The 24,107-nt window shown below is 62.6% G+C and carries 21 protein-coding genes; 7 read left to right on the forward strand and 14 right to left on the reverse strand.

The window, feature by feature from the left end:
- Window positions 1-25: 25 nt before the first annotated feature.
- Window positions 26-787, forward strand: coding sequence for a DUF6478 family protein (locus tag SM765_RS13840; protein ID WP_274838206.1), 762 nt, complete (start codon window positions 26-28; stop codon window positions 785-787).
- Between the two features lie 11 nt (window positions 788-798).
- Window positions 799-1,176 (forward strand): hypothetical protein, encoded by a 378-nt coding sequence (locus SM765_RS13845; protein ID WP_274830379.1) that lies wholly within the window; start codon window positions 799-801, stop codon window positions 1,174-1,176.
- Here SM765_RS13845 and SM765_RS13850 read toward each other — a convergent pair.
- The gene (locus tag SM765_RS13850; RefSeq protein ID WP_274838205.1) at window positions 1,155-2,237 is read right to left on the reverse strand and encodes a bifunctional transcriptional activator/DNA repair enzyme AdaA; all 1,083 of its coding nucleotides are present in this window, start codon (window positions 2,235-2,237) and stop codon (window positions 1,155-1,157) included. The genes SM765_RS13845 and SM765_RS13850 overlap by 22 nt on opposite strands.
- Before the next feature lie 296 nt (window positions 2,238-2,533).
- On the opposite strand from SM765_RS13850, the gene SM765_RS13855 reads away from it, so the two are divergent.
- Window positions 2,534-3,145, forward strand: coding sequence for a glycine zipper 2TM domain-containing protein (locus SM765_RS13855; protein WP_274844710.1), 612 nt, complete (start codon window positions 2,534-2,536; stop codon window positions 3,143-3,145).
- 132 nt (window positions 3,146-3,277) lie between these two features.
- On the opposite strand, the gene SM765_RS13860 is transcribed toward SM765_RS13855, so the two are convergent.
- The 4 genes from SM765_RS13860 to SM765_RS13875 form a co-directional block, all read right to left on the reverse strand.
- A complete protein-coding gene (locus tag SM765_RS13860) occupies window positions 3,278-4,615 on the reverse strand; it encodes a S41 family peptidase (protein WP_065273605.1) in 1,338 nt (445 codons plus the stop codon).
- Between the two features lie 7 nt (window positions 4,616-4,622).
- Window positions 4,623-5,771 (reverse strand): murein hydrolase activator EnvC family protein, encoded by a 1,149-nt coding sequence (locus SM765_RS13865; RefSeq protein ID WP_274838203.1) that lies wholly within the window; start codon window positions 5,769-5,771, stop codon window positions 4,623-4,625.
- Window positions 5,768-7,300: a 2,3-bisphosphoglycerate-independent phosphoglycerate mutase gene (gene gpmI / locus SM765_RS13870; RefSeq protein WP_274838202.1), complete on the reverse strand. Its 1,533-nt coding sequence runs from the start codon at window positions 7,298-7,300 to the stop codon at window positions 5,768-5,770. The genes SM765_RS13865 and gpmI overlap by 4 nt, the downstream gene beginning before the upstream one ends.
- Window positions 7,301-7,504: 204 nt before the next feature.
- On the reverse strand, window positions 7,505-10,399 hold the full coding sequence (locus SM765_RS13875) for an error-prone DNA polymerase (protein WP_274838201.1): 2,895 nt from the start codon (window positions 10,397-10,399) through the stop codon (window positions 7,505-7,507).
- 242 nt (window positions 10,400-10,641) lie between these two features.
- Here SM765_RS13875 and SM765_RS13880 point away from each other — a divergent pair, with 242 nt between their 5' ends.
- Window positions 10,642-11,106 carry a DUF1203 domain-containing protein gene (locus SM765_RS13880; RefSeq protein ID WP_274838200.1) on the forward strand — a complete coding sequence of 155 codons (465 nt, stop codon included), beginning with the start codon at window positions 10,642-10,644 and terminating at the stop codon, window positions 11,104-11,106.
- 102 nt (window positions 11,107-11,208) lie between these two features.
- Here SM765_RS13880 and SM765_RS13885 read toward each other — a convergent pair whose 3' ends face one another.
- Window positions 11,209-11,676, reverse strand: a complete 468-nt coding sequence (locus tag SM765_RS13885) for a GNAT family N-acetyltransferase (RefSeq protein WP_274838199.1) — start codon at window positions 11,674-11,676, stop codon at window positions 11,209-11,211.
- 11 nt (window positions 11,677-11,687) lie between these two features.
- Window positions 11,688-12,617, reverse strand: a complete 930-nt coding sequence (locus SM765_RS13890) for an ABC transporter ATP-binding protein (protein ID WP_274838198.1) — start codon at window positions 12,615-12,617, stop codon at window positions 11,688-11,690.
- A gap of 71 nt (window positions 12,618-12,688) precedes the next feature.
- On the opposite strand from SM765_RS13890, the gene SM765_RS13895 reads away from it, so the two are divergent.
- The gene (locus tag SM765_RS13895) at window positions 12,689-12,871 is read left to right on the forward strand and encodes a zinc-finger domain-containing protein (protein ID WP_065271657.1); all 183 of its coding nucleotides are present in this window, start codon (window positions 12,689-12,691) and stop codon (window positions 12,869-12,871) included.
- A gap of 133 nt (window positions 12,872-13,004) precedes the next feature.
- Here SM765_RS13895 and SM765_RS13900 read toward each other — a convergent pair whose 3' ends face one another.
- Complete coding sequence (locus SM765_RS13900; RefSeq protein WP_274838197.1) at window positions 13,005-13,913, reverse strand: hypothetical protein; 909 nt, start codon at window positions 13,911-13,913, stop codon at window positions 13,005-13,007.
- Window positions 13,914-14,307: 394 nt separating this feature from the next.
- Here SM765_RS13900 and polA point away from each other — a divergent pair, with 394 nt between their 5' ends.
- A complete protein-coding gene (gene polA / locus SM765_RS13905; RefSeq protein WP_274838196.1) occupies window positions 14,308-17,145 on the forward strand; it encodes a DNA polymerase I in 2,838 nt (945 codons plus the stop codon).
- 117 nt (window positions 17,146-17,262) lie between these two features.
- Here polA and SM765_RS13910 read toward each other — a convergent pair whose 3' ends face one another.
- The 6 genes from SM765_RS13910 to SM765_RS13935 all read right to left on the reverse strand — a co-directional run bounded on the left by SM765_RS13910 (window position 17,263) and on the right by SM765_RS13935 (window position 23,154).
- Entirely contained in the window at window positions 17,263-17,568 is a 306-nt protein-coding gene (locus tag SM765_RS13910; protein ID WP_065271660.1) for a 4a-hydroxytetrahydrobiopterin dehydratase, read from the reverse strand.
- Entirely contained in the window at window positions 17,565-18,752 is a 1,188-nt protein-coding gene (locus SM765_RS13915) for a GNAT family N-acetyltransferase (RefSeq protein ID WP_274835630.1), read from the reverse strand. Before SM765_RS13915 ends, SM765_RS13910 begins: the two co-directional genes overlap by 4 nt.
- A gap of 45 nt (window positions 18,753-18,797) precedes the next feature.
- Window positions 18,798-19,571: a glycerophosphodiester phosphodiesterase family protein gene (locus SM765_RS13920; protein ID WP_274838195.1), complete on the reverse strand. Its 774-nt coding sequence runs from the start codon at window positions 19,569-19,571 to the stop codon at window positions 18,798-18,800.
- Complete coding sequence (locus SM765_RS13925) at window positions 19,568-20,026, reverse strand: RidA family protein (protein WP_274838194.1); 459 nt, start codon at window positions 20,024-20,026, stop codon at window positions 19,568-19,570. The genes SM765_RS13920 and SM765_RS13925 overlap by 4 nt, the downstream gene beginning before the upstream one ends.
- Before the next feature lie 93 nt (window positions 20,027-20,119).
- Entirely contained in the window at window positions 20,120-21,424 is a 1,305-nt protein-coding gene (locus tag SM765_RS13930; RefSeq protein WP_274838193.1) for an HlyD family type I secretion periplasmic adaptor subunit, read from the reverse strand.
- Entirely contained in the window at window positions 21,421-23,154 is a 1,734-nt protein-coding gene (locus tag SM765_RS13935) for a type I secretion system permease/ATPase (protein WP_274838192.1), read from the reverse strand. The genes SM765_RS13930 and SM765_RS13935 overlap by 4 nt, the downstream gene beginning before the upstream one ends.
- Before the next feature lie 188 nt (window positions 23,155-23,342).
- Between SM765_RS13935 and SM765_RS13940 the strand changes: the two genes are divergently transcribed.
- Window positions 23,343-24,107, forward strand: a complete 765-nt coding sequence (locus SM765_RS13940; RefSeq protein WP_274838191.1) for an MlaA family lipoprotein — start codon at window positions 23,343-23,345, stop codon at window positions 24,105-24,107.

Consider the following 24,107-nt stretch of genomic DNA (forward strand, 5'->3'; position numbering starts at 1 on the left):
CGATAAAGGCAGGGCAACCGAAGTCATGAGCAGGATCCTGGACAAACTGCTGCACCGCCGCGCCTTGCGCCGTTGGCGCCGGATCGTTGCAGGAGCTGGCAGCATTCCCCTGACCGAATTGCGCCGCCAACGCACAGAGGCGCGGCAACTCAAGACCGAGCTGGACCAGCTGATCCATGTTGCGGACGGACGTCTCGCCCTGCCGCAGATCGGCTCCTCCTCCTTTGCGCGCCCGCATGGCACCGATTGGTCCTGGCGCCCCGAACCCTGGCGCGGGCCGCTGCCGGTCGCTGGTCTGTCTTCGGTCCCGTCCAAGGCCAAGCTGGGCGAGGATGTGCAGATGTTCCACGATTGCAGCTATTCCGAGCTGACCCTGCGCCAGCTGCGTAACACCCGTGAAGAGGACCTCGCACCCTTTGGCCTGCGTATGGATGTGTTCAGTTTCGATGGTTCCTTCCTGTCACTGGTGATCGCCCTGCCCAAGAACGCGGGCAGCGGGCTGACCCGGCAACATCTGATCCGGGTCGACAGCATCATCGAAACCGAGAAGCCGCTGGAAATCTTTGCCCGGCTCAACATCAGCCATGGCCCCAACACCGAACAGATCGTGCGGGAACTGCCGCTGGGCGACCGCAAGGTGACGGTCGAGTACGATCTTGCCTATTCCAACCTCAACGAAAAGCGCATCGAGAATATCTGGCTGGACCTGATTTTCGAAGCACCGGACATGAACCAGGTGGTCTTGCGCGACCTGACTTTTGCGCGCTACCGCCGCGCCAACCTCTGAGGACCCGTGACATGAGCGACCTGACCGTCACCAAGATCCGCTTTCGCAATGGCAAATGGGAAGGCCGGATCAGCAACGCCCCCGTCACGGGGACGCCGCCGGACATCCGGGTTCTGTATCTGGATCAGCCGGTTGAACAGGTCGCACTTAGCGAAGGCAGCCGCGACGGCGAATGGGAGCTGGTCATCACCGTACCCACCGAAGCCATCGCCGATGGGGTGCACAGTTTTGTCATCACCGACGCGGCGGCGGACCAGACGCTGGCGCATTTCACCCTGATCGGCGGTGATGTGGCAGCCGAGGATATGCGCTGCGAAGTGGAGCTGCTCCGGGCCGAGCTTGATATGCTGAAACGCGCCTTTCGGCGTCACTGCGTGGAAACCGCCTGAGGCCGTGCACGCTTTGCAAGGTCGGCTTCGATTTCAATGAGCCGCTGTTTGCGCCACAATCCGCCGCCATAACCGGTCAGGTTGCCATCCGCCGAAAGCACCCGGTGACAGGGCACCACCAGCGCCAGCTGGTTGCTGCCATTGGCCCGCGCTACCGCGCGGCTGGACGACGGGCGGCCAAGCTCCTGTGCAATCTGGGAATAGCTGCGGGTCTCTCCTGCCGGAATGGCCCGTAGGTAATCCCAGACCTCGCGCTGAAAGGCGCTTCCATGCAACGCAATCGGCGTTTCAAACCGGGCGCTGTCACCGCTGAAATAGCGCTGCAGTTCTTCAGCGACCTGCTGGGTGGGCGCAGGCCGTCCAAAGCCGATGCCGCCGGGTTGCGAGGATTGCAAGCGTGCCATTTCCCGCGGCAGCGCCTTGCGGTCGGCAAATTCCAGCAGATGCAACCGGTGCGGACAGCTGACCGCGATCATCGCGCCCAGCGGCGTGTCGATCCAATCCGCCAGCAGCAGCGCGTCCTGCCGGAAGCTGCCCGGCGCCAGCCCAGTCAACCGTGCAAAGGCCGCGCGAAAGGCTGAAGGGGACTCGAACCCCGCTTCGATCTGGGCGGCAATCACCGGCTCTCCGGCCTTGAGCGTGGTAAAGCCTTCGCGCAGGCGTCGCTGGCGGGCCATTTCCAGGAAGGTCATCCCAAAATGGCGCCGGAAACTGCGCCGCACAGTGGAGGGATCAAACCCCATGCGCGCCACATCCCCTTCGCGCCAGCGATAGGCGGGGCGCTCCTCCAGCGCCGCCAGAAGCTGCTGCACCATCGGATCCTCCCCGGCGGCCGCCGCCAGCGGCGTGCAGCGTTTGCAGGGACGGAACCCGGCCTCGATACAGGCGCCGGGTGTGGCGTGGAACTGGCAATTCTCACGCTTTGGTTTACGCGCCGGGCAGCTGAGGCGGCAGAAGATCCCGGTCGAGGTCACGCCCACATAGGCGCGCCCCTCATAGGTTTCATCACGCGCCAGCAGCGCCGCATAAAGCGTTTCGGAATCAGGCAGGTCAAACATCATGCCCTACCCTAACGCAGACCGGTGCCAGTTGCCGCCGGTTTCCGGGCATCTCTTCTCATCAAGTGCAAGGAAACGGAGGATACCAGCCTCTCTCCTGAATCGCGCACCTCGGGCCTAGGCACACGGAGAATCTGCCCATGATATTGAATAACAGTTGAGCGCACACTTATTTTATAGGGAGTTCGGGAATACCGACTGGATCCCCGGCAAAGCCTGTGCCTAGCCAGACGGTGAACGGCTGATGGTCATATGATGCAGAGGCAAGACCATGCTGCCTGCATAAGGAGGAAAGTGACATGAAACTTTTGGCGACAGCAGCGACAGCTGTTCTGATGGCATCCCAGGCATTTGCCGGTTCATACGAGACAAGATGCGAAACCCAGATGGTGCCGTATCAGGAGACCGTCAAAGGCGGCAGTCCCGAAAAGGTCATCGGGGGAGCAATTGTTGGCGGTGTGATCGGCAAGGTGGTCACCGACAAAAATGCTGGCGCTGCCGTCGGCGCGATCGTTGGCGGCGCCATCGCCAATGAAACCAGCAAGAACACCGTCACCAAATACAGAGAAGTCGAGACCTGCACCAACATATTCGTTCCGGACCGCATCACCGATGACGCACAGCTTCAAAAGGTCTTGCTGGATCTGAACGACGGCAAACCCGTGAGCAAGGAAATGACCATGGACGCGCAATACACGATTGGCGTGGCCTATGACGGCAAATGGGGGCCGAAGTCTCAGCTCGCGGCCGAGAAATATCTGGCAAACCTCGCGCCCGACGCGCCGCTCTATTCGCTGGTAGTCAATGACGTGGTCATCGTCAGTTCAGCCGACATCAATGCAATCGATGAGATCAGGGCAGCCCTGCTTGAGGCTGGTGTTGCCTCGCAGATCTTCACCGATTTGAAGTGACGCTCTGACATCAGACAGGTTCAGCCCTCGATACCATGCATCCGGTCTCAGGGGCCTGCGCCTGCACAACAAAACCATTAAAAAAGGCCGCTCCGGATGGAGCGGCCTTTGGACAATCAGGTGGATTAAGGATTAGTCGTTCGGACCCAGCGCCGACAGACCCTTCAGGATGTCGATGGCATAGGCCAGCTGATAATCCTGTTCGCGCAGCTCGGCGGCCTTTTCGGCCTTGGCGCGGTCTTCTTCGATCTGGCGGATTTCATCCTCGGTCAGGCTGTCGTTGTTGAGACGCCCGCGCAGGTCCGCTTCGGAGCGGGAGCGGTTTGCAACCGAGCTTTCCTCTTCTTCCTCGCCAACACGACGGCGAGGCTGCTCGACCACGATGTCGGGGCTGACGCCCAACGCCTGGATCGACCGGCCCGACGGCGTGTAATAGCGCGCAGTGGTCAGGCGCATGGCGCCATCGCCCCGCAGCGGCATCACGGTCTGAACCGAGCCTTTACCGAAGGATTTGGTACCCACCACGATGGCGCGGCGGTGATCCTGCAAGGCACCTGCAACGATTTCCGAGGCAGAGGCAGAGCCGCCGTTGATCAGTACCACGATCGGCTTGCCACCCGACAGATCGCCGGGCGTCGCGTTGAAGCGTTCGCCATCTTCCGGGTTGCGGCCACGGGTAGATACGATCTCTCCGGTTTCAAGGAAGCTGTCGGCCACCTGGATCGCCTCGGTCAACAGGCCGCCCGGGTTGTTGCGCAAATCAAGAACGATGCCGTTCACATTGTCGATGCCACCGGCGGCTTCGATCTGCTCTTTCAGACCGGATTCCAGGTTCGGCGTGGTCTGACGGTTGAAGGTGGTGATCCGCATCACGACAGTGTCGCCTTCGGTGCGGGCACGCACGGCGGTCAGTTTGATGGTGTCGCGGATGATCGACACGTCAAATGGTTCCGCCTCACCTTCGCGCACCACTGTGATGATGATCTCGGAGCCGACCGGGCCGCGCATCATTTCCACCGCTTCGTCCAGCGACAGGCCGAGGACGCTTTCGCCATCCACGTGGGTGATGAAATCGCCCGCTTCGATCCCGGCCTCATCGGCGGGGGTGCCATCGATGGGCGAGACAACCTTGACGAAGCCCTCTTCCTGGGTGACCTCGATGCCGAGACCGCCGAATTCACCGCGCGTCTGCACCTGCATATTGGCGGCGTCGTCGGGCGACAGGTAGCTGGAGTGCGGATCCAGCGAGGAGAGCATGCCGCCAATGGCAGCTTCGATCAGCTCTTTCTCGTCGACCTCTTCGACATATTGGGAGCGGATCCGTTCAAAGATGTCACCGAACAGGTCCAGCTGTTCATAGACCGTTGTCTCGCGGGCGCTTTCCTGCGCCAGCAGCGGGCCTGCGACATAGGTTGTTGCAACGATCCCTGCCAGCGTGCCGCCAAATGCGGCCATCGCAAATTTTTTCATGAAACCTTCATCCACCTTTTCCGGTGCGGAACCACGTTTCCGGGTCCACCGGACTGTTGTCCATTCTGACTTCTATATAGAGCGTTTCTGTGCGGTCAGTTCCACCCCCTTCACCGCTTAGTGACAAAATCGCACCAGCCTGCGGGGTCTGACCGCCCATCAAACCCACCGGGGTGCCTTCGGGAATGACCTGACCGGCAGTGCCATAGACCTCTGCCAGCCCTGACAGGATAAACAGCGTGTCCGGCTGCGGTTCCAGAATCACCACGTTGCCCAGATCCAGCAGTGGCCCGCGATAGCGGATCGTCGCCGCCGTTGGACTGGTCACCAGCGCCCGCGGACGGGCCGCAACCAGCAGGCCCGGACGGGCAATCCCGGCGGCATCGCGGTCGCCATAGCCGCGCAGCACCAGCCCTTCGACCGGCAGCGGCAGATCGCCGCGCAGATCGCTGATGTCGGCGCGGCTTTCGATCACCGCACCGTCGGCAATTTCCGACAGCCCGCTGGCAAAGCCGGACAGTGTCTCGGTCGAGGAGATCAGCACCGCCGTGCGCATCGGATCCTCGGTAAACCGCCGTGGCAGATCGGTGCGGTCGGCAATCGCGGTCGAAAGCGCGGTGCGCGCCTGCTGGATGCCGCTCAGCCCCTCTTCCAGTTTGCCCGCCGCCGCCTGCTGCAACAGGCGCAGGGTCTGCACCTCTTCCAGATCCGCGCGCAGCGCCTCGGCCCGCGCGTTGAGCCCCGGTGCAACCTCGGCCAGCATCATCGCCGAGCGCGCCGCGCCCAGCGGCCCCGACGGATGCAGCATCAGCACCGGCGGTGAGGAGGTTTCAATGGTCTGGATGACCCCCAGCAGCTCGGCAATTTCGCCTTCGCGCGACTGCAATTGCGCAGTGAGCTGGGTTTCCCGCCGTGCCACGCCGCGCAGCCCGTCCCGCATGGCAGCCAGACCGGCCTCATAGGCGTGAATCGTCTCGCTCAGCGCCTTGACCCGGTCGCGGGCGCCATCGGCCTGTTCCATCCGCAGCGTTGCTGCCTCCAGCTGGGCGGCGGCCTCCCGCGCGGCGCGGGCAGCTGCCGTTTCAGCGCGCAAAGGTGCGGCCATCAGCAGGCACAGGGCCAGCCCCGGGATCAGGCGAAAGGCACGGTCAATCATGCAAGCAGGCTCTCTCCGGTCATCTCATCCGGTTTCGGCAGGCCCATCAGCTCCAGCAGCGTCGGCGCCAGATCCGCCAGCCGTCCGTTGCGCAGCTTGGCGCCTTCGGGGCCGCCGACCAGCGCCAGCGGCACCAGATTGGTGGTATGAGCAGTGTGGGCACCGCCGGTTTCCGGGTCAATCATCACTTCGCAATTGCCGTGGTCCGCAGTCACCAGCATGGCGCCGCCCGCCTTTTCCAGCGCCGCGACGACCTTGGCCAGCCCCTGATCCACCGCCTCGCAGGCCTTGATCGCCGCCGGAATATCCCCGGTGTGGCCGACCATATCGGGGTTGGCGTAATTGGTGACGATCAGGTCATAGCCCTTCTCGATCGCCTCGACGAATTTCTCGGTCACCTCGGGCGCCGACATTTCAGGCTGCAGGTCATAGGTCGCGACCTTGGGCGATTTCGGCATGTAACGGTCCTCGCCCACCTCCGGCTCTTCCTTGCCGCCATTGAGGAAGAAGGTCACATGCGGGTATTTCTCGGTCTCGGCCAAGCGGAACTGGGTGAGTCCCTGTTTCGCAACCCATTCCCCCAGCGTATTGACGATGGGCGCCTTGGGATAGCAGGTGGTCATATAGGCGTTATGTCCTTCGGAGTATTCCACCATTCCCAGCAGCCCGGCCCACTGCGGACGCGGGCCGGTGTCGAAATCGGCAAATCCCGGCTCGCCGATAGCGCGCAGGATCTCACGCGCGCGGTCGGCGCGGAAATTGAGGCAGAAGAAGCCATCCCCATCCTGTGCGCCCGTGTAGCCCGACACCACGCTGGCGCTAATGAATTCATCAGTTTCCGACTGGTTATAGCCGTGATCCACCGCGTCGTGGGCATCGCGCACCGCACGGCCCTCGCCCTTGATCATCGCATCATAGGCTTCCTTGACGCGTTCCCAGCGGTTGTCGCGGTCCATGGCATAATAGCGCCCCGTGACCGTGGCCACGCGGGCACCTTCGGGCATCTTTTCCTTCAGTTCCTCGAAATAACCAAAGGCCGATTTCGGGGCCACGTCACGGCCGTCGGTCACAGCGTGCAGCCAGACCGGAACCCCTGCGTCGCGGATCGCTTTGATCGCCGCCAGGATATGGGTGATATGCCCGTGCACACCCCCGTCCGAGACCAGCCCCATCAGATGCGCGGCGCCGCCGGTTTTCTTCAGCTTGGCGATAAACTCCTGCAAGGCAGCATTGTCAAAGAAAGAACCATCCTCGATGGCAAGGTCGATCTGGCCAAGATCCATTGCCACCACCCGGCCGGCGCCGATATTGGTGTGGCCGACCTCGGAGTTGCCCATCTGCCCCGAAGGCAAGCCCACATCCGGCCCATGGGTGATCAGCCGCGCGGTGGGGCCTTTTTCCATGATCGCATCAAAAGTCGGCGTCTTGGCCAGATAGGGCGCGTTCGCCACCCCCGGCTCCCCGGCGCCCCAGCCATCAAGAATACAGAGTACGACAGGTTTGGGGACAACGGGTTTGGGTCTGCTCATCGGTTCATCTCCGCCATGGTCGGGCTGTGTCAGCGTTGAGAGGCCTTCTACAGGCTTGGCGCGAAATGCGAAACCGCCGTTAGCGCCAGATGTGGCAATGGGCGCAGGTAGACATAAGGGCCGCGCCCGACCCTGGGTGGGTGCAAAGCGCCCTCCCACGGGGGAGGGTCGGGCGCGGCCCGGCGGTGCCGGACCAAGCTGTCTTTACCCCTCTGGCGTCAGCAGATGCCGCAGCAACGCAACCGGATGGGCACGCAAGGACAGGCGCAGGGCGACGTAATCCTCCACCACCTCTTCGCCCAGGGTCATCTGCGGCAGGTGGGCAGCAGGCTCCTCGATGGATTCGCCTTCCAACTCGCGCTCGAACAGCGGCAGGGGTTTCTTTGCGGTAATCGCCTTGGCCTGCCACAGCGCCTCACGACGCGACACCCCCAGCACGGCAAAGGCATCGGCCTCGGCCAGTCGTTCGATCACCGGCGGCGGCAGGCCCGCCTTACGCCAGACGTCCTGCACCTCGGTATAGCCATTGCCGCGCGCCGCCGTGAGCCAGCTGACATCCTCGTCGCTGAGCCCCTTGATCTGTCGGAAGCCAAGGCGCAGCGCCAGCCCGCCCTGCCCGTCCGGCTCCATTACGTTGTCCCAATAGCTGGCGTTGATGCAGATGGGGCGCACCTCAACCCCATGGGCGCGGGCGTCCCGCACGATCTGCGCAGGCGCATAAAACCCCATCGGCTGCGAATTGAGCAGAGCGCAGGCAAAGATCCCCGGATGGTGGCATTTGATCCAGGCCGAGGCATAGACCAAGAGCGCGAAACTGGCGGCGTGGCTTTCGGGGAACCCATAGGCGCCAAAGCCTTCGATCTGGGAAAAGCAGCGCTCGGAAAACTCCGCATCATAGCCATTGCGCGCCATGCCGCGCAGGAACAGGCTGCGGAATTCCGACACATTGCCATGCTTGTTGAAGGTCGCCAGCGAACGGCGCAACCGGTCCGCCTGTTCGGGGGTAAAGCCCGCCCCCACCATGGCGATCTGCATCGCCTGCTCCTGAAACAGCGGCACGCCCATGGTCTTGCCCAGCACCTCACCCAGCGCATCGGAAGGGAACTCCACCGGCTCCTCGCCATTGCGGCGACGGATATAGGGATGCACCATATCGCCCTGAATAGGGCCGGGGCGGATGATCGCCACCTCGATCACCAGATCGTAGAAATTGCGCGGCCGCATGCGGGGCAGGAAATTCATCTGCGCCCGGCTTTCGACCTGAAAGACACCAATGCTGTCGGCCCGGCACAGCATGTCGTAGACCGCCGGATCCTCGGGCGGCAGCGTCGCCAGCGCGTAATCCAACCGGTGATGCTGCCGCATCAGGTCAAAGGCCTTGCGGATGCAGGTCAGCATGCCAAGGCTTAAGACATCGACCTTGAGAATGCCCAGCGCGTCGATATCGTCCTTATCCCAGCAAATGACCGTGCGCCCCTCCATGGTGGCGTTCTCGATCGGCACCAACTCGTCCAGCCGACCCGCGGTGATGATGAATCCGCCGACGTGTTGGCTAAGGTGCCGCGGAAAGCCGATGATCTGCCCCACCAGATCCAGCGTCTGGCGCAGGCGGGGCGCGTCGGGATCCAGTCCGATCTCGCGCAGGCGGGCATCGCCGCCGCCGCTGCGGTCAAAACTGCCCCACAGCTGCGAGGACATGGCCGCAATGGTATCCTCGCTCAGCCCCATGGCGCGGCCCACCTCGCGGATGGCGCGCTTGCCCCGGTAATGGATCACCGTCGCGCAGAGCCCCGCCCGGTGGCGACCATAGCGGTCATAAATCCACTGGATCACCTCCTCGCGGCGCTCATGCTCAAAGTCCACATCGATGTCGGGCGGCTCATCGCGGGCCTCGGAGACAAAGCGCTCAAAGACCATGGTGCCGGTTTCCGGGCTGACCGAGGTGACACCTAGGCAATAACAAACCACCGAATTCGCCGCCGAGCCGCGCCCCTGACACAGGATCCCGCGGGAGCGCGCGAAATCGACGATGTCGCGCACGGTCAGGAAATAAGGCTCGTATTTCAAACGGGCGATCAGGGTCAGCTCATGCTCCAGCATGTCGCGCACCTTTGGCGGCGCGCCTGCGGGATAGCGCCAGATCAGCCCCTCTTCTGCCAGACGGCGCAGACGCGCGGACGGGGTTTCACCCTCCAGCCCCTCATCCGGGTAGTCATAGCGCAACTCATCCAGCGAGAACGTGAGCCGCGCTGCGAGATCCTGCGCCCGGGTCAGCGCCCCCTCATGCCCGCGAAATATCCGCTTCATCTCATGCGGTGCACGCAGGCGCTGTTCGCCATTGGCAAGGGCGGCGCGGCCCAGATCCTCGACCCGGCAGCGCAGGCGAATGGCGCTAAGGACATCCGCAAGACGGCGGCGCGCGCCGTGGTGCATACGTGGGGCGGCGCTGGCAATCGTGGGTAGGTTCAGCGCATTTGCCTGCTCCTCCAGCCTGGCAAAGCGACGCCCATCCCGCCCATCATAAGCAGGCGCCATCATCAGATGCATCCGCCCGGCAAAGCGGCGCGTCAGTGCCTCCATATGCGGCGCCCATCCGCCCGCGCCGCCCGGCAGGTGTTCCGCCGGTGGCAGAAGCAGCAGATGCAACCGCTCGCCCTGCTCCAGAAGATCAGCCAGTTCCAGATGACAGGCGCCTTTCTCGGCCCGCAACCGCCCAGCCGAGATCAGCCGACACAGGCTCCCCCAGCCTGTACGATCTTCCGGCAAGGCGATCAGCGGCGGCGCATCGGCGAACACCAGCTGCGCTGCCGGGATCAGCCGTGGCACCGCATAAATCGGAAAGGAGGGCGCGGGTGACACATCCGCAGGCCGGGGCGGCCCGATGGGCGTATTGTCCCGGTCCCAGGCCTGTCGCTCTGCCACACGCCGGGCAATATCGCGGCAATGGCTGTGCGCGCGCACGATCCCCGCCACCGAATTCTCGTCTGCGATCGCCAGCGCCTCAATCCCCAGCGCCACCGCACGCTCCACGTACTCCTCCGGGTGCGACGCCCCGGTGAGAAAGGTGAAGTTGGACAGAATCGCGAATTCAACAGACATGCCTCCAGTATATATTCACGTTTTGTTCTTATTTCGAGTCACCCATTCCGCCACAGGGTGCCGCCCCGCGGATCCCGCCCGAAGGGGGATCCGCGCCACGCCCAACCGGGGAAAATCCGGCCCTGCCGGTTTTGAAACGGGCGGGAACCTCTGCCTGCTTTCACCATCAGCCAGATGCGCAGGATCCGGGTCGCCACCGCCCTGACACTGCGGGCAATGTCGCGCCAGAACAGGAGACAGAGATGCTGACAATCACCGCCCTTACAACCGACACCGCCCGCGCCCTGCAGGCCGGAGGCCTTGATGCAAACGGCCAGACACCGGAACGCAGCACATCAGGCGGAGCCGGAAATCCCTGCCGCCACTGCCTGCGCTACATCCCCGAAGGCGCCGGGATGCTGATCCTCGCCCACCGTCCCTTTCCCACCCCGCAGCCCTATGCCGAGGTCGGGCCGATTTTTCTTTGTGCAGAGGAATGCTCCCGCCACGAAGGGGACGCGATGCCCGAGGTGCTGCAAGGCTCTCCCGATTATCTGATCAAGGGTTACGGACAGGATGACCGTATCGTCTATGGCACCGGCGCGGTGGTGGAGGCGGAGCGCATGATGGGACAGGCCGAGGAGATCTTCGCCAATCCCCGCATCGCCTATATCCACATCCGATCGGCCCGCAACAACTGCTATCAGGCGCGAATTGATCGAGAGTGAATGCAAGTAGGCCAGCGCCCGACCCAGGGTGGGTGCAACGCGCCCTCCCTGGGGGAGGGTTGGGCGCTGCCCGGCCTGACGGCCGGACGAACAGGTTTGCGTCTACAGCGCTTTCCCCATGGCATAGTTATGGATGGCCACGCCCCGGCGCAGGAAATCGCGGCGCCCCTCATCGGTGAAGCCTTGCCGCAGGAAGAACCGGCGGGCGGCCTCGCTGGCCTCGACGTAAAGTCCGGACAGGCCCTGTGCGAAGGCCTCTTCCTCAAGCCGAGCATAGAGCAACGCGCCTAGGCCTGTGCCCGCATGATCCGGGGCGATGTAGAAACAGTCGATATGGCCATCCGGCTCCAGCTCGATGAACCCCTGCGCCACGTCATCCTGATCCGCTGCGACCCAGATCTGTCGCCCATCCTTCGCGCGCAGCCGGATCACATCGGCGGGCGCTTCCTCCGGGCTCCAGGCCGCGCATTGCGCCGGGGTGTAGTCCCGCGCGCCGATCCCGTGCACGGCGGCATGAAAGATGCGGCCCCAATCCGCCGCATCACGCTGCTCGAATGGACGAATGCGCATCGGGGTGCCCCTCAGACAGATTTCGTAAGCGCGAGGAAGACATCCTCCAGATCCGCCTCTTCGGTCTTCACATCGCGAATCGAGATCCCGGCGGCGCGCACGGCGGCCAGCACATCCTCGGCGCTGGTTTTCTGGCTGTGATAGCGCAACACCACGGCGCCATCCCCGCGCAGCTCGGCCTCGATCCCTTCGCCTTTCGGCAGATCGTTCACCGGTGCAGCCGGATGCACCACCATGGCGCGAGCATCGAGACGGCCCAGCAGATTGGCGGTGCTGTCGCGCGCCACCACCTCGCCCTGGTTGATGATGGCGATCTCGTCGCACATCTCCTCGGCCTCTTCCAGATAATGGGTGGTGAGGATGATGGTCATGCCCTGCTGGTTCAGCTTGCGCACGTTTTCCCACAGCATCTGGCGCAGCTCGATATCCACCCCGGCGGTGGGTTCATCGAGCACAAGGATATTGGGGCGGTGCACCAGCGCCTTGCCTAGCAAAAGCCGCCGCCGCATGCCGCCCGACAGGGTCCGGGCATAGGCTTCGGCCTTGTCCTCCAGCCCGATCATGCGCAGGATCTCATCGCTGTAGCGTTCGGATTTCGGCACGCCATAAAGACCCGCCTGCACCTCCAGCGCTCCACGCGGGGTGAAGAAGGGGTCCAGATTCAGCTCCTGCGGCATCACCCCGATCGAGGCGCGGCTCTGGCGCGGATTTTCGTCCTGATCAAAACCCCAGATCGTCACCTTGCCGCTGGTTTTTACCACCAGCCCCGCAAGGATGTTGATCAGGGTGGACTTGCCGGCCCCGTTCGGCCCGAGCAAGCCAAAGACCGATCCGCGCGGCACCGTTAGATCGATGCCCTTCAGCGCGTGTTTCTCGGGCTGGCCCTTGCCACCCTTGTAGGTTTTGCGCAAGCTTTCGATCCGGATTGCATCATCAGTCATCGCGGCTCTTGCTCCCTCGGCTGTCCTGTCACATAAAGCCCCTACCCCATCAGCAAGAGGATCGCCAGCCGATGACCATCGAAGCGCCTGAAACCAAGATCGTTGACAGCTACCGTGTCGCCTGCGACGGCGGCGAAGGCGCGCTGGGACATCCGCGGGTCTACCTGCAGATCCCCGAGGATACCGGCTGGGTCGAATGCCCCTATTGCGACTGCAAGTACATCCACAAGGATTTCGAAGGTAAAGCCAACTGATCCCGCCTTTTCCGGCAGATCAGCATGCCTGAGACGACGAAAGGCGCCCACGGGAGACCGGAGGCGCCTTTTCTATATTCTATCGTCATTTGGGCCAGTCAGCTCGGAATTATCGGCTATCTGGCCCGTGGGTTCAGACCATGTCGAGTTCGTCCTCTTCCATCGCCGCCTCTTCGCCCGCGCCCGCGTCACTCTCTGCATCCGGCTCAAGGCTCAGCGCCGCCATGAGCTCCTGACCGGTCTCATCGCCAGAGGCCGAGAGGCCCTCAAGCGCGTCATCATAGGCCATCAGCACCTCATCAGCATCCTGAAAGCCGCCTTCGGGTGCATCGATTCGGAACAGTTCCTCGGGTTCCCCATCCGCGCCATCGCCATAGAAGATGATGGATTCGATTGAGGTTACTTCGCCATAAACCTCGTCCGTATCGAAGTAGGACAGGTAGTTTTCAAAGGTCGGCTCGGTGCCCTCGGGCAGTGCGATGTTGTTATAGGGGTTCGGATCGGGTTCTTCGTCCAGAATATAGGTACCGCCCAAGGGCGCGCCCGTGTCAGAGAACTCCTCACCAAAGAAGATCTTGCTGTAGGTAGGGTCTTCCGGCTCCTCGGGCACCTCCGGCTCTTCGGGGTCCGTGGAAACGCCCTTGATCGATCCCGCATCAGTGGTTGTCGAGGTGGCCCGAATACCGAAAATATCAATATCCTCAAGGCTATCGACATCCAGAGAGACCGTCAGCGTATCGCCATCCGACAGATAGGTTTCCTTGTCTTCCCCCTCCGGACCAAGACCTGGATCGCTCAGCGCTGCAGCATCGTCCCACTGGATCTTATCGCCTTCAAGCCGGGTCCCGTTCATGTTGAGCGGACCATCCAGCGAGGCGCTGTCACCCGAAAAGTCGTCGTCGCCAAAATAGACGGCATTCACATCCATCGCCCCTTCGACGACCGAAATATCGGCAAAGAATTCGCCATTTTCCTCATAAAGGGAGACCGTGTAGGACAGCCCTTCTGCTTCATAATTGAAGACCTTTGCATAATCCGGCATCCGGTTCTCCTTCACTCAAACGCAAGGTTGGTGGAACAGATTTTTCCAAATTCAGCATCCCCCCAGGCTCCCACCTCGGGCACGCGCGATTGATGGTTGATACACCAGAAACTTAAAATGCCGGAGAAAAACCGCCGGCACGGGGTGGAAACAGACTGTTTACCACTAGCCTGATGCCCGGTTTTCGTGCCGCCAATCTTGGTATCTCGTCAGGCCGATAGGCCGGACAGCCCCCGCCCCTCCCCGGCAAAAGGGAAGCGGGCCGTCCTTACCCATGCCCCGCAATCCTGCTGATTGCCCGGCTTTGCGGAAACTCCAATTGCCCTTGGCCATCGGATCACCGATAACCCGAAAACAGAACACGAACAGTTTCCCGGGAAGGAGCGCGACAGTCATGAGCGGTACGCAATTCGGCAAAGGCTGCCATCTTCACCTGATCGACGGCTCGGCCTTCATTTTCCGGGCCTACCACGCGCTGCCGCCACTGACGCGCAAATCGGACGGGCTGCCGATCGGCGCAGTTGCTGGCTTTTGCAACATGCTGGTGAAATACATCGAGACCAATACCGGCCCCGATGCGCCCACCCATGTGGCAGTCATCTTCGATCACTCGGGCAAGACCTTCCGCAACGATCTTTATGATCTCTACAAGGCGAACCGCCCGCCCGCACCCGAAGACCTGCGCCCGCAGTTCCCGCTGACGCGCGACGCCACCCGCGCCTTCAACATCGCTTGCAAGGAGATCGAAGGCTTCGAGGCCGACGACATCATCGCCACCCTGGCCCATCAGGCGCGCAAGGCAGGCGGGCGCTGCACCATCATTTCCTCTGACAAGGACCTGATGCAGCTGGTCGGCGGCGGCGTCGAAATGCTGGACGCGATGAAGAACAAGCGGATCGACAGCGACGGCGTGATGGAAAAATTCGGCGTCGGCCCCGACCGGGTGGTCGATGTGCAGGCGCTGGCGGGCGACAGCGTCGACAACGTGCCCGGCGCGCCGGGCATCGGGATCAAGACCGCCGCGCTGCTGATCAATGAATTCGGCAGCCTTGATGAGCTGCTGGACCGCGCCGAAGAGATCAAGCAGCCCAAGCGCCGCCAGACCCTGATCGAGAAACGCGACCAGATCGAACTGTCGAAAAAGCTGGTGCAGCTGGACTGCGACATGGTGCTCGACTTTTCGCTTGATGATCTGGAACTGCGCGAACCCGATCCGGATACGGTACTGAATTTCCTGACCGAGATGGAATTTCGCACCCTCAGCGCCCGGATGGCCAAGCAGATGGGCCGCGAAGCGCCGGTGATCCCCGAGCCCACGGCCCCCGCTGCTACCGCGACAGAGGACGATCCGGCAGAGGCCGTGCCTTTCGACGCCGAAAAATACGAATGCGTGCGCGATGCCGAGGCACTGCAGGTCTGGATCAACCGGATCCGGGGCCGCGGCTGGGTTGCCTTTGACACCGAGACCACCGGCCTCAATGAAATGACCGCCGATCTGGTTGGTGTATCCCTGTGTGTGGAGCCGGGCGAAGCCTGCTATATCCCCCTCACCCACAAGGCCGAGGCAGGCAGCGACGATCTTTTTGGATCGGATGCCTTGGCCGAGGGCCAGATGGATTTCGACACGGCGCTTGCCATGCTGAAACCGGTGCTTGAGGATCCCGCGATCATCAAGATCGGCCAGAACATGAAATACGATGCCAAGATCATGGCCCGCCAACGCGGAGCGGGCTTTGCGGATGGCATCACCGTGGCGCCCTATGATGACACCATGCTGCTGTCATACTCCCTGCACGGGGGCGAGCATGGCCATGGAATGGACACGCTTTCGGAACGGTACCTCGATCACACGCCGATCCCGATCAAGCCTCTCTTGGGCACAGGCAAATCCGCGATCACATTCGACCGGGTGCCGATTGCCGATGCCGTGCCTTACGCAGCCGAGGACGCCGACATCACCCTGCGTCTGTGGAAGACGTTCAAGCCGCAACTGCACCGCGAAAAGGTCACCACCGTCTATGAAACGCTGGAACGCCCCCTGTCGCCGGTGCTTGCCCGGATGGAGCGCCACGGCATCAAGGTGGACCGCGACACGCTGAGCCGCATGTCCAACGCCTTTGCCCAGAAGATGGCAGCCCTTGAGGATGAGATCCACACCCTCGCCGGAGAAAGCTTCAACGTCGGCAGCCCGAAACAGCTGGGCGAGATCCTGTTTGACAAGATGGGCATCGAAGGCGGCAAGAAAGGCAAGACCGGCGCCTATGCCACCGGCGCCGATATCCTGGAAGAGCTGGCGACAGAGCACGAGCTGCCCGCCCGCGTGCTGGACTGGCGGCAACTGTCGAAACTGAAATCGACCTACACGGATGCGCTTCAGGATCACATCAACCCGGAAACCGGGCGGGTGCACACATCGTACGTGCAGACCGGCGCCAACACCGGACGCCTCGCCTCGGCCGATCCGAACCTGCAGAACATCCCGGTGCGTTCAGAGGAAGGCCGCCGCATCCGCGAGGCCTTCGTGGCGGAGACCGGCAACAAGCTGCTGTCGCTCGACTACAGCCAGATCGAGTTGCGCATCCTCGCCCATGTGGCCGATATCGGCACCCTGAAACAGGCCTTTGCCGATGGGCTGGACATTCACGCCATGACCGCCTCCGAGGTCTTTGACGTGCCGCTGGACGAGATGACGCCCGAAATCCGCCGCAAGGCCAAGGCGATCAACTTTGGCGTCATCTACGGCATCTCGGGTTTTGGCCTGGCGCGCAACCTGCGCATCCCACGGGCAGAGGCGCAGGGCTTCATCGACCGCTATTTCGAACGTTTCCCCGGTATCCGCAAATACATGGACAGCACCGTGGAATTCGCCAAGGAACATGGCCACGTGCAGACCCTGTTCGGGCGCAAGATCCATACGCCCGAGATCAACGCCAAGGGACCGCGCGCCGGTTTTGCCAAACGGGCTGCGATCAACGCGCCCATCCAGGGCACCGCCGCCGACGTGATCCGCCGCGCCATGGTCCGGATGCCGGATGCCATCGCCCACCTGCCCGCCAAGATGCTGCTGCAGGTGCACGACGAATTGATCTTCGAGGTGCCCGAGTCGGCAGTGGAGGAAACCACCGAAACCGCCCGCCGGGTAATGGAAAGCGCCGCAGATCCGGCGGTGCATCTGGATGTGAAACTGACCGTCGATGCCGGGACAGGGGACAACTGGGCCGAAGCCCACTAAGCGCCCGCCCTGATCCAACCTGTTCCCAGGCCTAGAGGTACCCCCCGGCTGCCAAGCCGCCGGGGGTATATCTTTCAGTTACTGGCTTTTTACCTGCAAGCTGGGTTGGCCGCGCGCCTACTCACCCCGGCCAAACAGAGCATCCATCTTGCGTGCCAGTTTGGCATCCTGCGCGCTGAGGCCGCCCACGTCATGGGTGGTCAGAACCACCCAGACCCGGTTGTAGATATTGCGCCACTCCGGATGGTGGTTCCACTTTTCCGCCCAGATGGCCGCGCGGGTCATCCAGCCAAAGGCCTCGTCAAAGCCAGCGAACAGGTAGACCTTGGTGATGGCATCGCGCCCTTCCACCATGCTCCAGCCCGCAGCGAACAGCGGATCCAGCAGCGGGCCACGGGTGGCCTCGGAGAGTTTCTCGGTCATTCCTGTTCCTCCACTTGTGCCTTTCGGAACGGACCATAGTCGGTAAGGATCTCGATCTCTTCCTCGACCGCGGCCCGCTCGGCCTCCAGATAGCGTTGTACCGCATCTGCGAACCCGGGATCACCAATCCAATGCAGGCTGTGCGTCTGCGTCGGCAAATAACCGCGCGCCAGCTTGTGCTCACCCTGCGCGCCGGCCTCGACCCGCTTCAGCCCCATCGCGATGGCCTGTTCAATCGCCTGATAATAGCACAGTTCGAAATGCAGGAACGGGTGATGCTCGATGCAGCCCCAGTAGCGGCCATAGAGCGTCTCGCGACCGATGAAGTTCAGCGCCCCGGCAACTGGGTGCCCGTCCCGTTCGGCCAGCACCAGCAGCATGTCATCCGCCATGACCTCATGCGCGATATCGAAGAAGGCGCGGCTGAGGTAGGGAGAGCCCCATTTACGGCTGCCGGTGTCCTGATAGAACTCCCAGAAGGCATCCCAGTGCTCGGGGCGCAGATCAGCGCCAGTGTAACAGGCGATCTCACCGCCAAACGCCTGCGCCTGCCGCCGTTCCTTGCGCAGGGTCTTTCGCTTGCGCGACGACAGGGCGGCAAGGAAATCGTCGAAATCGGCATAATCGTCGTTCAGCCAGTGATATTGCTGGGTGGCGCGGCTCATCAATCCGATTTCGGAACCGATCTGCGCTTCCTCCTCGGTGCAGAAGGTCACATGCAGCGAAGAGACGTGATTGTCCGCCGTCAGTTGCACCGCGCCCTGCACCAGCGCCGAATGGCCGATGCCCTCGGCCCCCGGGCGCACCAGCAGGCGGCGACCGGTTGCGGGGGTAAAGGGCACCGCGATCTGCAGCTTGGGATAATAACGCCCGCCCGCCTGCTCATAGGCATGGGCCCAGTTGTGATCGAAGATATATTCGCCCTGGCTGTGCGATTTGGCATAAAGCGGCGCGCAGGCGATCAGCTGCCCGTCCTGATAGGCGGTCAGATACTGCGGCTGCCAGCCAGTGCCGCGCCCGACCGATCCGCTTTGCTCCAAGGCCAGCAGAAACCTATGGGTGGTAAAGGGATCGAGCGGGCGCCCACCATCCGCGGCCTCGGGGCAGGCGCAGGCGTCCCAGTCCCCGGCAGCGATCTGCGACAGGGACTCCAGAACCTGAATTTCGATCCGTGCCTGATCCATGCGGCCTCCTTTGCTCATCAGTATCTGGCCCCTGTCCGGGGCGGATCAAGACGGCAGCGGGGAAAGATAATTCTCAAAGGTCACATTGTCAGCATAGCTGCGCGCCTCCGCCTCTTCGGCAGGCGAGGTTATGGTCCAGGACAGCACCGGAACCCCAGCATCGCGCAGCGCCTGCACCCGGGGCCGGGCCAGATCGCTGGCTTCGTGGCTGATGAAACAGGCCTCTGCCCGGTCAAAATCCGGGATATTGCGCAGATCGTTGCAGACCGCGCGGGGCAGTTCAGGCCATTCTTCGGGCACATAGGCGCTGGTGACGATGCCGCGTGCGATATGAGGCGCCAGACGCGCCAGTTCCGCCACCGAATGCGGGTTGAAGGACATCAGCGCCACCGGCCCGTCATAGCCCTGCAAGGCCGCCACGGCGGCCTGTTCCAACGCCCCCACGTTCGCGCCCATCTGACCGTCCTGATCCTTGATCTCGATCAGCAGCGGCGCCTGCCCCGCCACCAGCTGCAGCACTTCGGCGAAATCCGGTATGCATTCGCCATCGCCGCCGCTCAGCGGGATCCGGCGCAGCGCCTCTGCCGTGCGCGCCCGGACCGGGCCGGTCTCTTCGGTCAGCCGCTCCAGCGTATCGTCGTGAAACACCATCGGCTGCCCGTCGGCAGAGAGTTGCAGATCGATTTCGATCGCATAGCCCGCCGCGATGGCCGCGCGGATCGCCGCGCGGCTGTTTTCAGGCCGCCCCGCCGCCAGATCATGCAGCGCGCGATGCGCCACCGGCAGCTTCAGGAACGGGGCGGGTAGTGCGGGCCTCATTTGATCTGGAACACCGCGTCGATTTCAACGGCAACGCCCAGCGGCAGCGAGGGGCTGCTCACGGCCGAGCGCGCGTGACGCCCGGCATCGCCAAGCGCCGCCACCAGGAAATCGGAGGCGCCGTTCACCACCTGAGGCTGTTGGGTGAAATCGGCGGTGGAATTGACAAAAGCGCCCAGTTTCACGACCCGCACCAGACGCTCAAGATCGCCGCCGCAGGCCGCCTTCAGCTGTGCCAGAAGCGCGATGGCACAGCGTTTTGCTGCCGCCTGACCGGCCTCGACCTCCATGTCATCGCCAAGGGTGCCGGTAATCAGCCCGCTTTCATCCGCCGAAATCTGACCGGAGACATAAACCATGTCCCCTGCCACGACGTAGGGCACGTAGTTTGCCGCCGGTGCCGGGGCTTCGGGCAGGTTAACGCCCAGTTCTGCAAGTTTGGCTTCGATGCTCATGACGGCTGTCCTCCAGATCACTGTTTGGAGGCGACGCTAGCGCCGAAGCAGGCCGCCGAAAAGAGCAAAACGCCCTGTCGGCGGCCCGCGTGATCAGGTTTCGCGGAAGGCCTTGACGAAATAATCGCTCAGCGGTTTTAGCAGATAGGCCATGGGCGAATGATCCTTGGTGCGGATATAGCTTTCCACCGGCATGCCCGGGATAAGGGCGGTATCCGCAGGCAGTCTTTCCAGCTCGCCTTCGTTCAACTCGATCTCGGCGCGGTAGTAAGAGACCCGCGTGCCTTCGTCCTCAAAAGCGTCAGCAGAGACCTGCGTCACCTTGCCGAAGAGTTCCGGGGTCTGGCGCTGATCCAGCGCCGAGAAGCGCAGCGTCACCGACTGACCGACAAAGATCTGATCGATATCCGTCGGTACCACCTGCACCGCGATCACCAGCGGCCGGTCTTGCGGCACCAGATACAGCACCGGTTCTGCCGGGCGGATCACCGAACGCGGCGTGTGGACCTGCATACCATAGACAACGCCCGAGACCGGCGCGGTGATATCCAGCCGGTTCAGCCGCTCCAGAACCGAGCGGCGGGTTTCGGCCAGCTCTAGTTCCTGATAGCGCAGATCACGTAGCCGGGTGATCGCCTCTTCGCGCTGGCGCGAGCCAAGCGTCAGGATCTGGATGTCGATTTCGGTGATACGGCCTTCGGCCTGGGCCTGATTGGCCAGGAGTTCCCCCAGAGAGCCGCTGAGGTTCGCCTCGGTGCGGCGCAGGTTCAGAACCGTGCCAGCCTGCGCCAGCCCACGCTCCAGTAGGATCTGCTGGTTCTTCAGCTCTTCGCCGATCAGCTCCAGCTGAACCCGCATGGACTCCTGCTGCGCCTTGATGCCGACGATCTGATCGTTGATCTGGGTGCGGCGTTTTTCCAGCTGTTCGATCTCGCGGGCAGTGGAATCCCGGCGGGCCAGGAACAGACGCTGCTGCCCCTCCATAAGGTCGCGCACCTCGGGCCGCTCGGGGGCCAGAGCCACCAGTTCGGCGTCAAACGTGATTTCCTCCGCCTCGTCGCGCTCGGCCTCAAGCCGCCCACGGCGGGCCATCATCTCGAACAGCTGGCCTTCGGTGATCACCAGCCGCGAGTGCAGTTCGGCCGCATCAAGACGCAGCAGCGTTTCACCGGCGGCAACGGTATCGCCTTCGTCAACCAGGATTTCCGAAACGATGCCTCCATCCAGATGCTGAACCACCTGACGGTTGCGATCCACCTCAATCCGGCCGGTCGCCACAACTGCGCCCGCGATCGAGGACATCACCGCCCAGGTTCCAAACCCACCGACCAGAATCAGTAGTCCAAGAAGCCCGATGGCCAGCGGACGTCGGGCGGACCAGTCTTTTTCTACGCTCATTGTACACCTCCGGGGGCCCGTGCCTTGCGGATCGTCTGATGGTTCGCGACCATTTCCTGCAGTACCTTGTCCTTGGGACCAAAGGCGGTCTGTACACCCTGGTCGATCACCAGCAGCAGATCGCATTCCTGAATGGCCGCTGGACGGTGGGCCATGATCATCACCGATTTTCCTTCGGCCTTGAGCTGTTTGATCGCCTGATTGAGCGCCACCGATCCGTCATTGTCGAGGTTCGAATTGGGCTCGTCCAGAATGACGAAAACCGGATCATCATAAAGTGCACGAGCCAAAGCAACCCGCTGCATCTGACCGCCGGACAGACGCCCCCCACCGGAAGAAACCGCTGTGTCATAGCCATCAGGCAGCTTGACGATCATATCATGCGCGGCAGCCTTCTTGGCGGCGGCGACAACCTTTTCGGCATCAGGCTCCTGAGACAGCCGGGCAATGTTCTGGGCGATGGTGCCGTCAAACAGCTGTACCCGCTGCGGCAGATACCCGATGTGGCGGCCCAGAACGTCCGGCGCATATTGATCAATGGAAGCCCCATCCAGCCGCACCGTGCCCGCTGCCGGGCGCCAGGCGCCGGTTAGCGCCTTGGCCAGGGTGGATTTACCCGATCCCGACGGGCCGATCACGCCGATGGCCTGTCCCGGTTGCACCCGGAACGACACGTTGCGTAGCTGCGCTTTGTTGTCACCGGGCGGTACCACCGCCAGCCCCTGCACCTCGAGCAGCGCCTTGGGTTGCGGCAGCGCGGTGCGCTCCTGTTCCGGCGGTACCTTGGCCAGAAGTTCGCCGAGGTTGCTCCAGCCTTTCATCGCGCGCTGCACCATGGGCCACTGACCGAGACCCAGCTCGATCGGGGCCAGCGCCCGGCCCATCAGGATCGACCCGGCGATCATCGCCCCGGGCGTCATCTCGCCCTGCAGCACCAGATAGGCACCCAGCCCCAGCATCGCCGATTGCAGAAACAGCCGCAGCGTCTTGGTGAGGGTGGTGAAGCCGCCGCCGGTGTCATTGGCCGCGATATTGTCCTTCAGCGCGGCCGAACGCGCCTTCTGCCAGCGCTGGAAGGCGGCATTGCGCATCCCCATGGACTGGATCATCTCCGCTTCGGTGCGGATTTCCTCGGACATCAGGTTGGCCTTGTGGCCGGACATATTGGCTTTTTGCAGCGGCGTACGGCTCAGCAGTTGGTTGAGAAGGGCAATCCCGATCAGCACCGCGCCACCGGTGAGCGCCAGCAGCCCCAGATAGGGGTGAAAGAGGGCAATCCCCGCCAGGAACACCGGAGTCCACGGCAGGTCGAAAGCGGCGCCCAGAACCGGCGAGGAAATCAGCCGCTGGATGGATTCCAGATCGCTGAGGCCGGTCTGGGCGACCGGGTCGCGCGCCACCGCCGAGCGGCGGATCATGGCATCGAACACCCGCTGGTCCAGCGCCGCCTGGAACCGAGCCCCGGCCCGGGCCAGGATCCGGCCACGGGCGTAATCCAGAAGACCCATCATGCCGTAAAGGAACACCACCAGGAGCGACAGGGCGACCAGCGTGGCCTCGGAGCGGCTGCCCAGGACCCGGTCATAGACCTGCATCATATAAAGCGGGCCGGTCAGCATCAGCATGTTCACGAAAAAGCTGAAGACTCCGGTAGACCAGAAAAGCCCACGGTTGCGGCGACGCACATACCGAAGCTCATCAAATCCCGGTTTTATATTTTTTTCCTTCATCTCTGGTTCCAATACCTGTTCAAGCGCGCCTGTTCATACTAAAGCAGGGCAGCGAGCTGCCCGCAGAAAACCTGTTCCAATTCTGCCACAGTTTCACAATCAAGGCCTTCAAAGGGTGGGAAGCAGAAGGATTCCCAATAAGTGCGCACGGTGTGCTCCAAATTTGGACCAAGGGAAACCCAGACCCGATGACTTTTTTTACGCGATCATTTGCAACGCTCTCTGTCCTGCTTGTATCAGCCCTGCTTTTGGCTGGCTGCGCGACACAGGATCCGGCGGCAAAAGCTGCGGGCGAAATCTTCGATCCCTATGAAAATACGAACCGGGCGGTGCATCGGTTCAACCTTGGCCTTGACCGCGTGGCCTTCCGTCCGGCCTCCAAAGGCTACGTCGCGATCGTCCCCGACCCCATGGTCACGAGCTTTTCACATTTTGCTGAGAACCTCTCGATGCCGGGTCAGGCCGTGAATGCGCTACTTCAGGGCAACCTCAAGGAATCCGGGATCGCGCTGGCGCGGTTTGCCATCAACACCATCGTCGGCGTCGGCGGCCTCGGTGATCCGGCCAGTGCCTTTGACATTCCGCCGGTCGACACCAATTTCGGTGAAACGCTGCACGTCTGGGGCGTTGGCGAAGGCGCCTATGTGGAACTGCCTGTTTACGGTCCTTCAACAACCCGTGACGCGGTGGGCATCGCCGTTGATTTTTTCACCAATCCCATTTCCTTTGCTGAGCATAATCCAGCCGACAACATCGGTGTCTACGCAGAGATCGTGCGTCGGCTTGGAGACCGTGGAAGATATTCTGATACCGTGGATTCGATTCTCTACGAAAGCGCCGACAGCTATGCGCAGGCCCGTCTGATCTACCTTCAGAACCGCCGTTTTGAGCTGGGTGAAAGCAGTGAGATCACAGAGATCGATCCGTTTGAACTGGATACCGAAGGGTTTTGA

The sequence above is a fragment of the Pseudophaeobacter sp. 1A09344 genome (genome assembly GCF_041008745.1).
GTDB lineage: Bacteria > Pseudomonadota > Alphaproteobacteria > Rhodobacterales > Rhodobacteraceae > Phycobacter > Phycobacter gallaeciensis_A.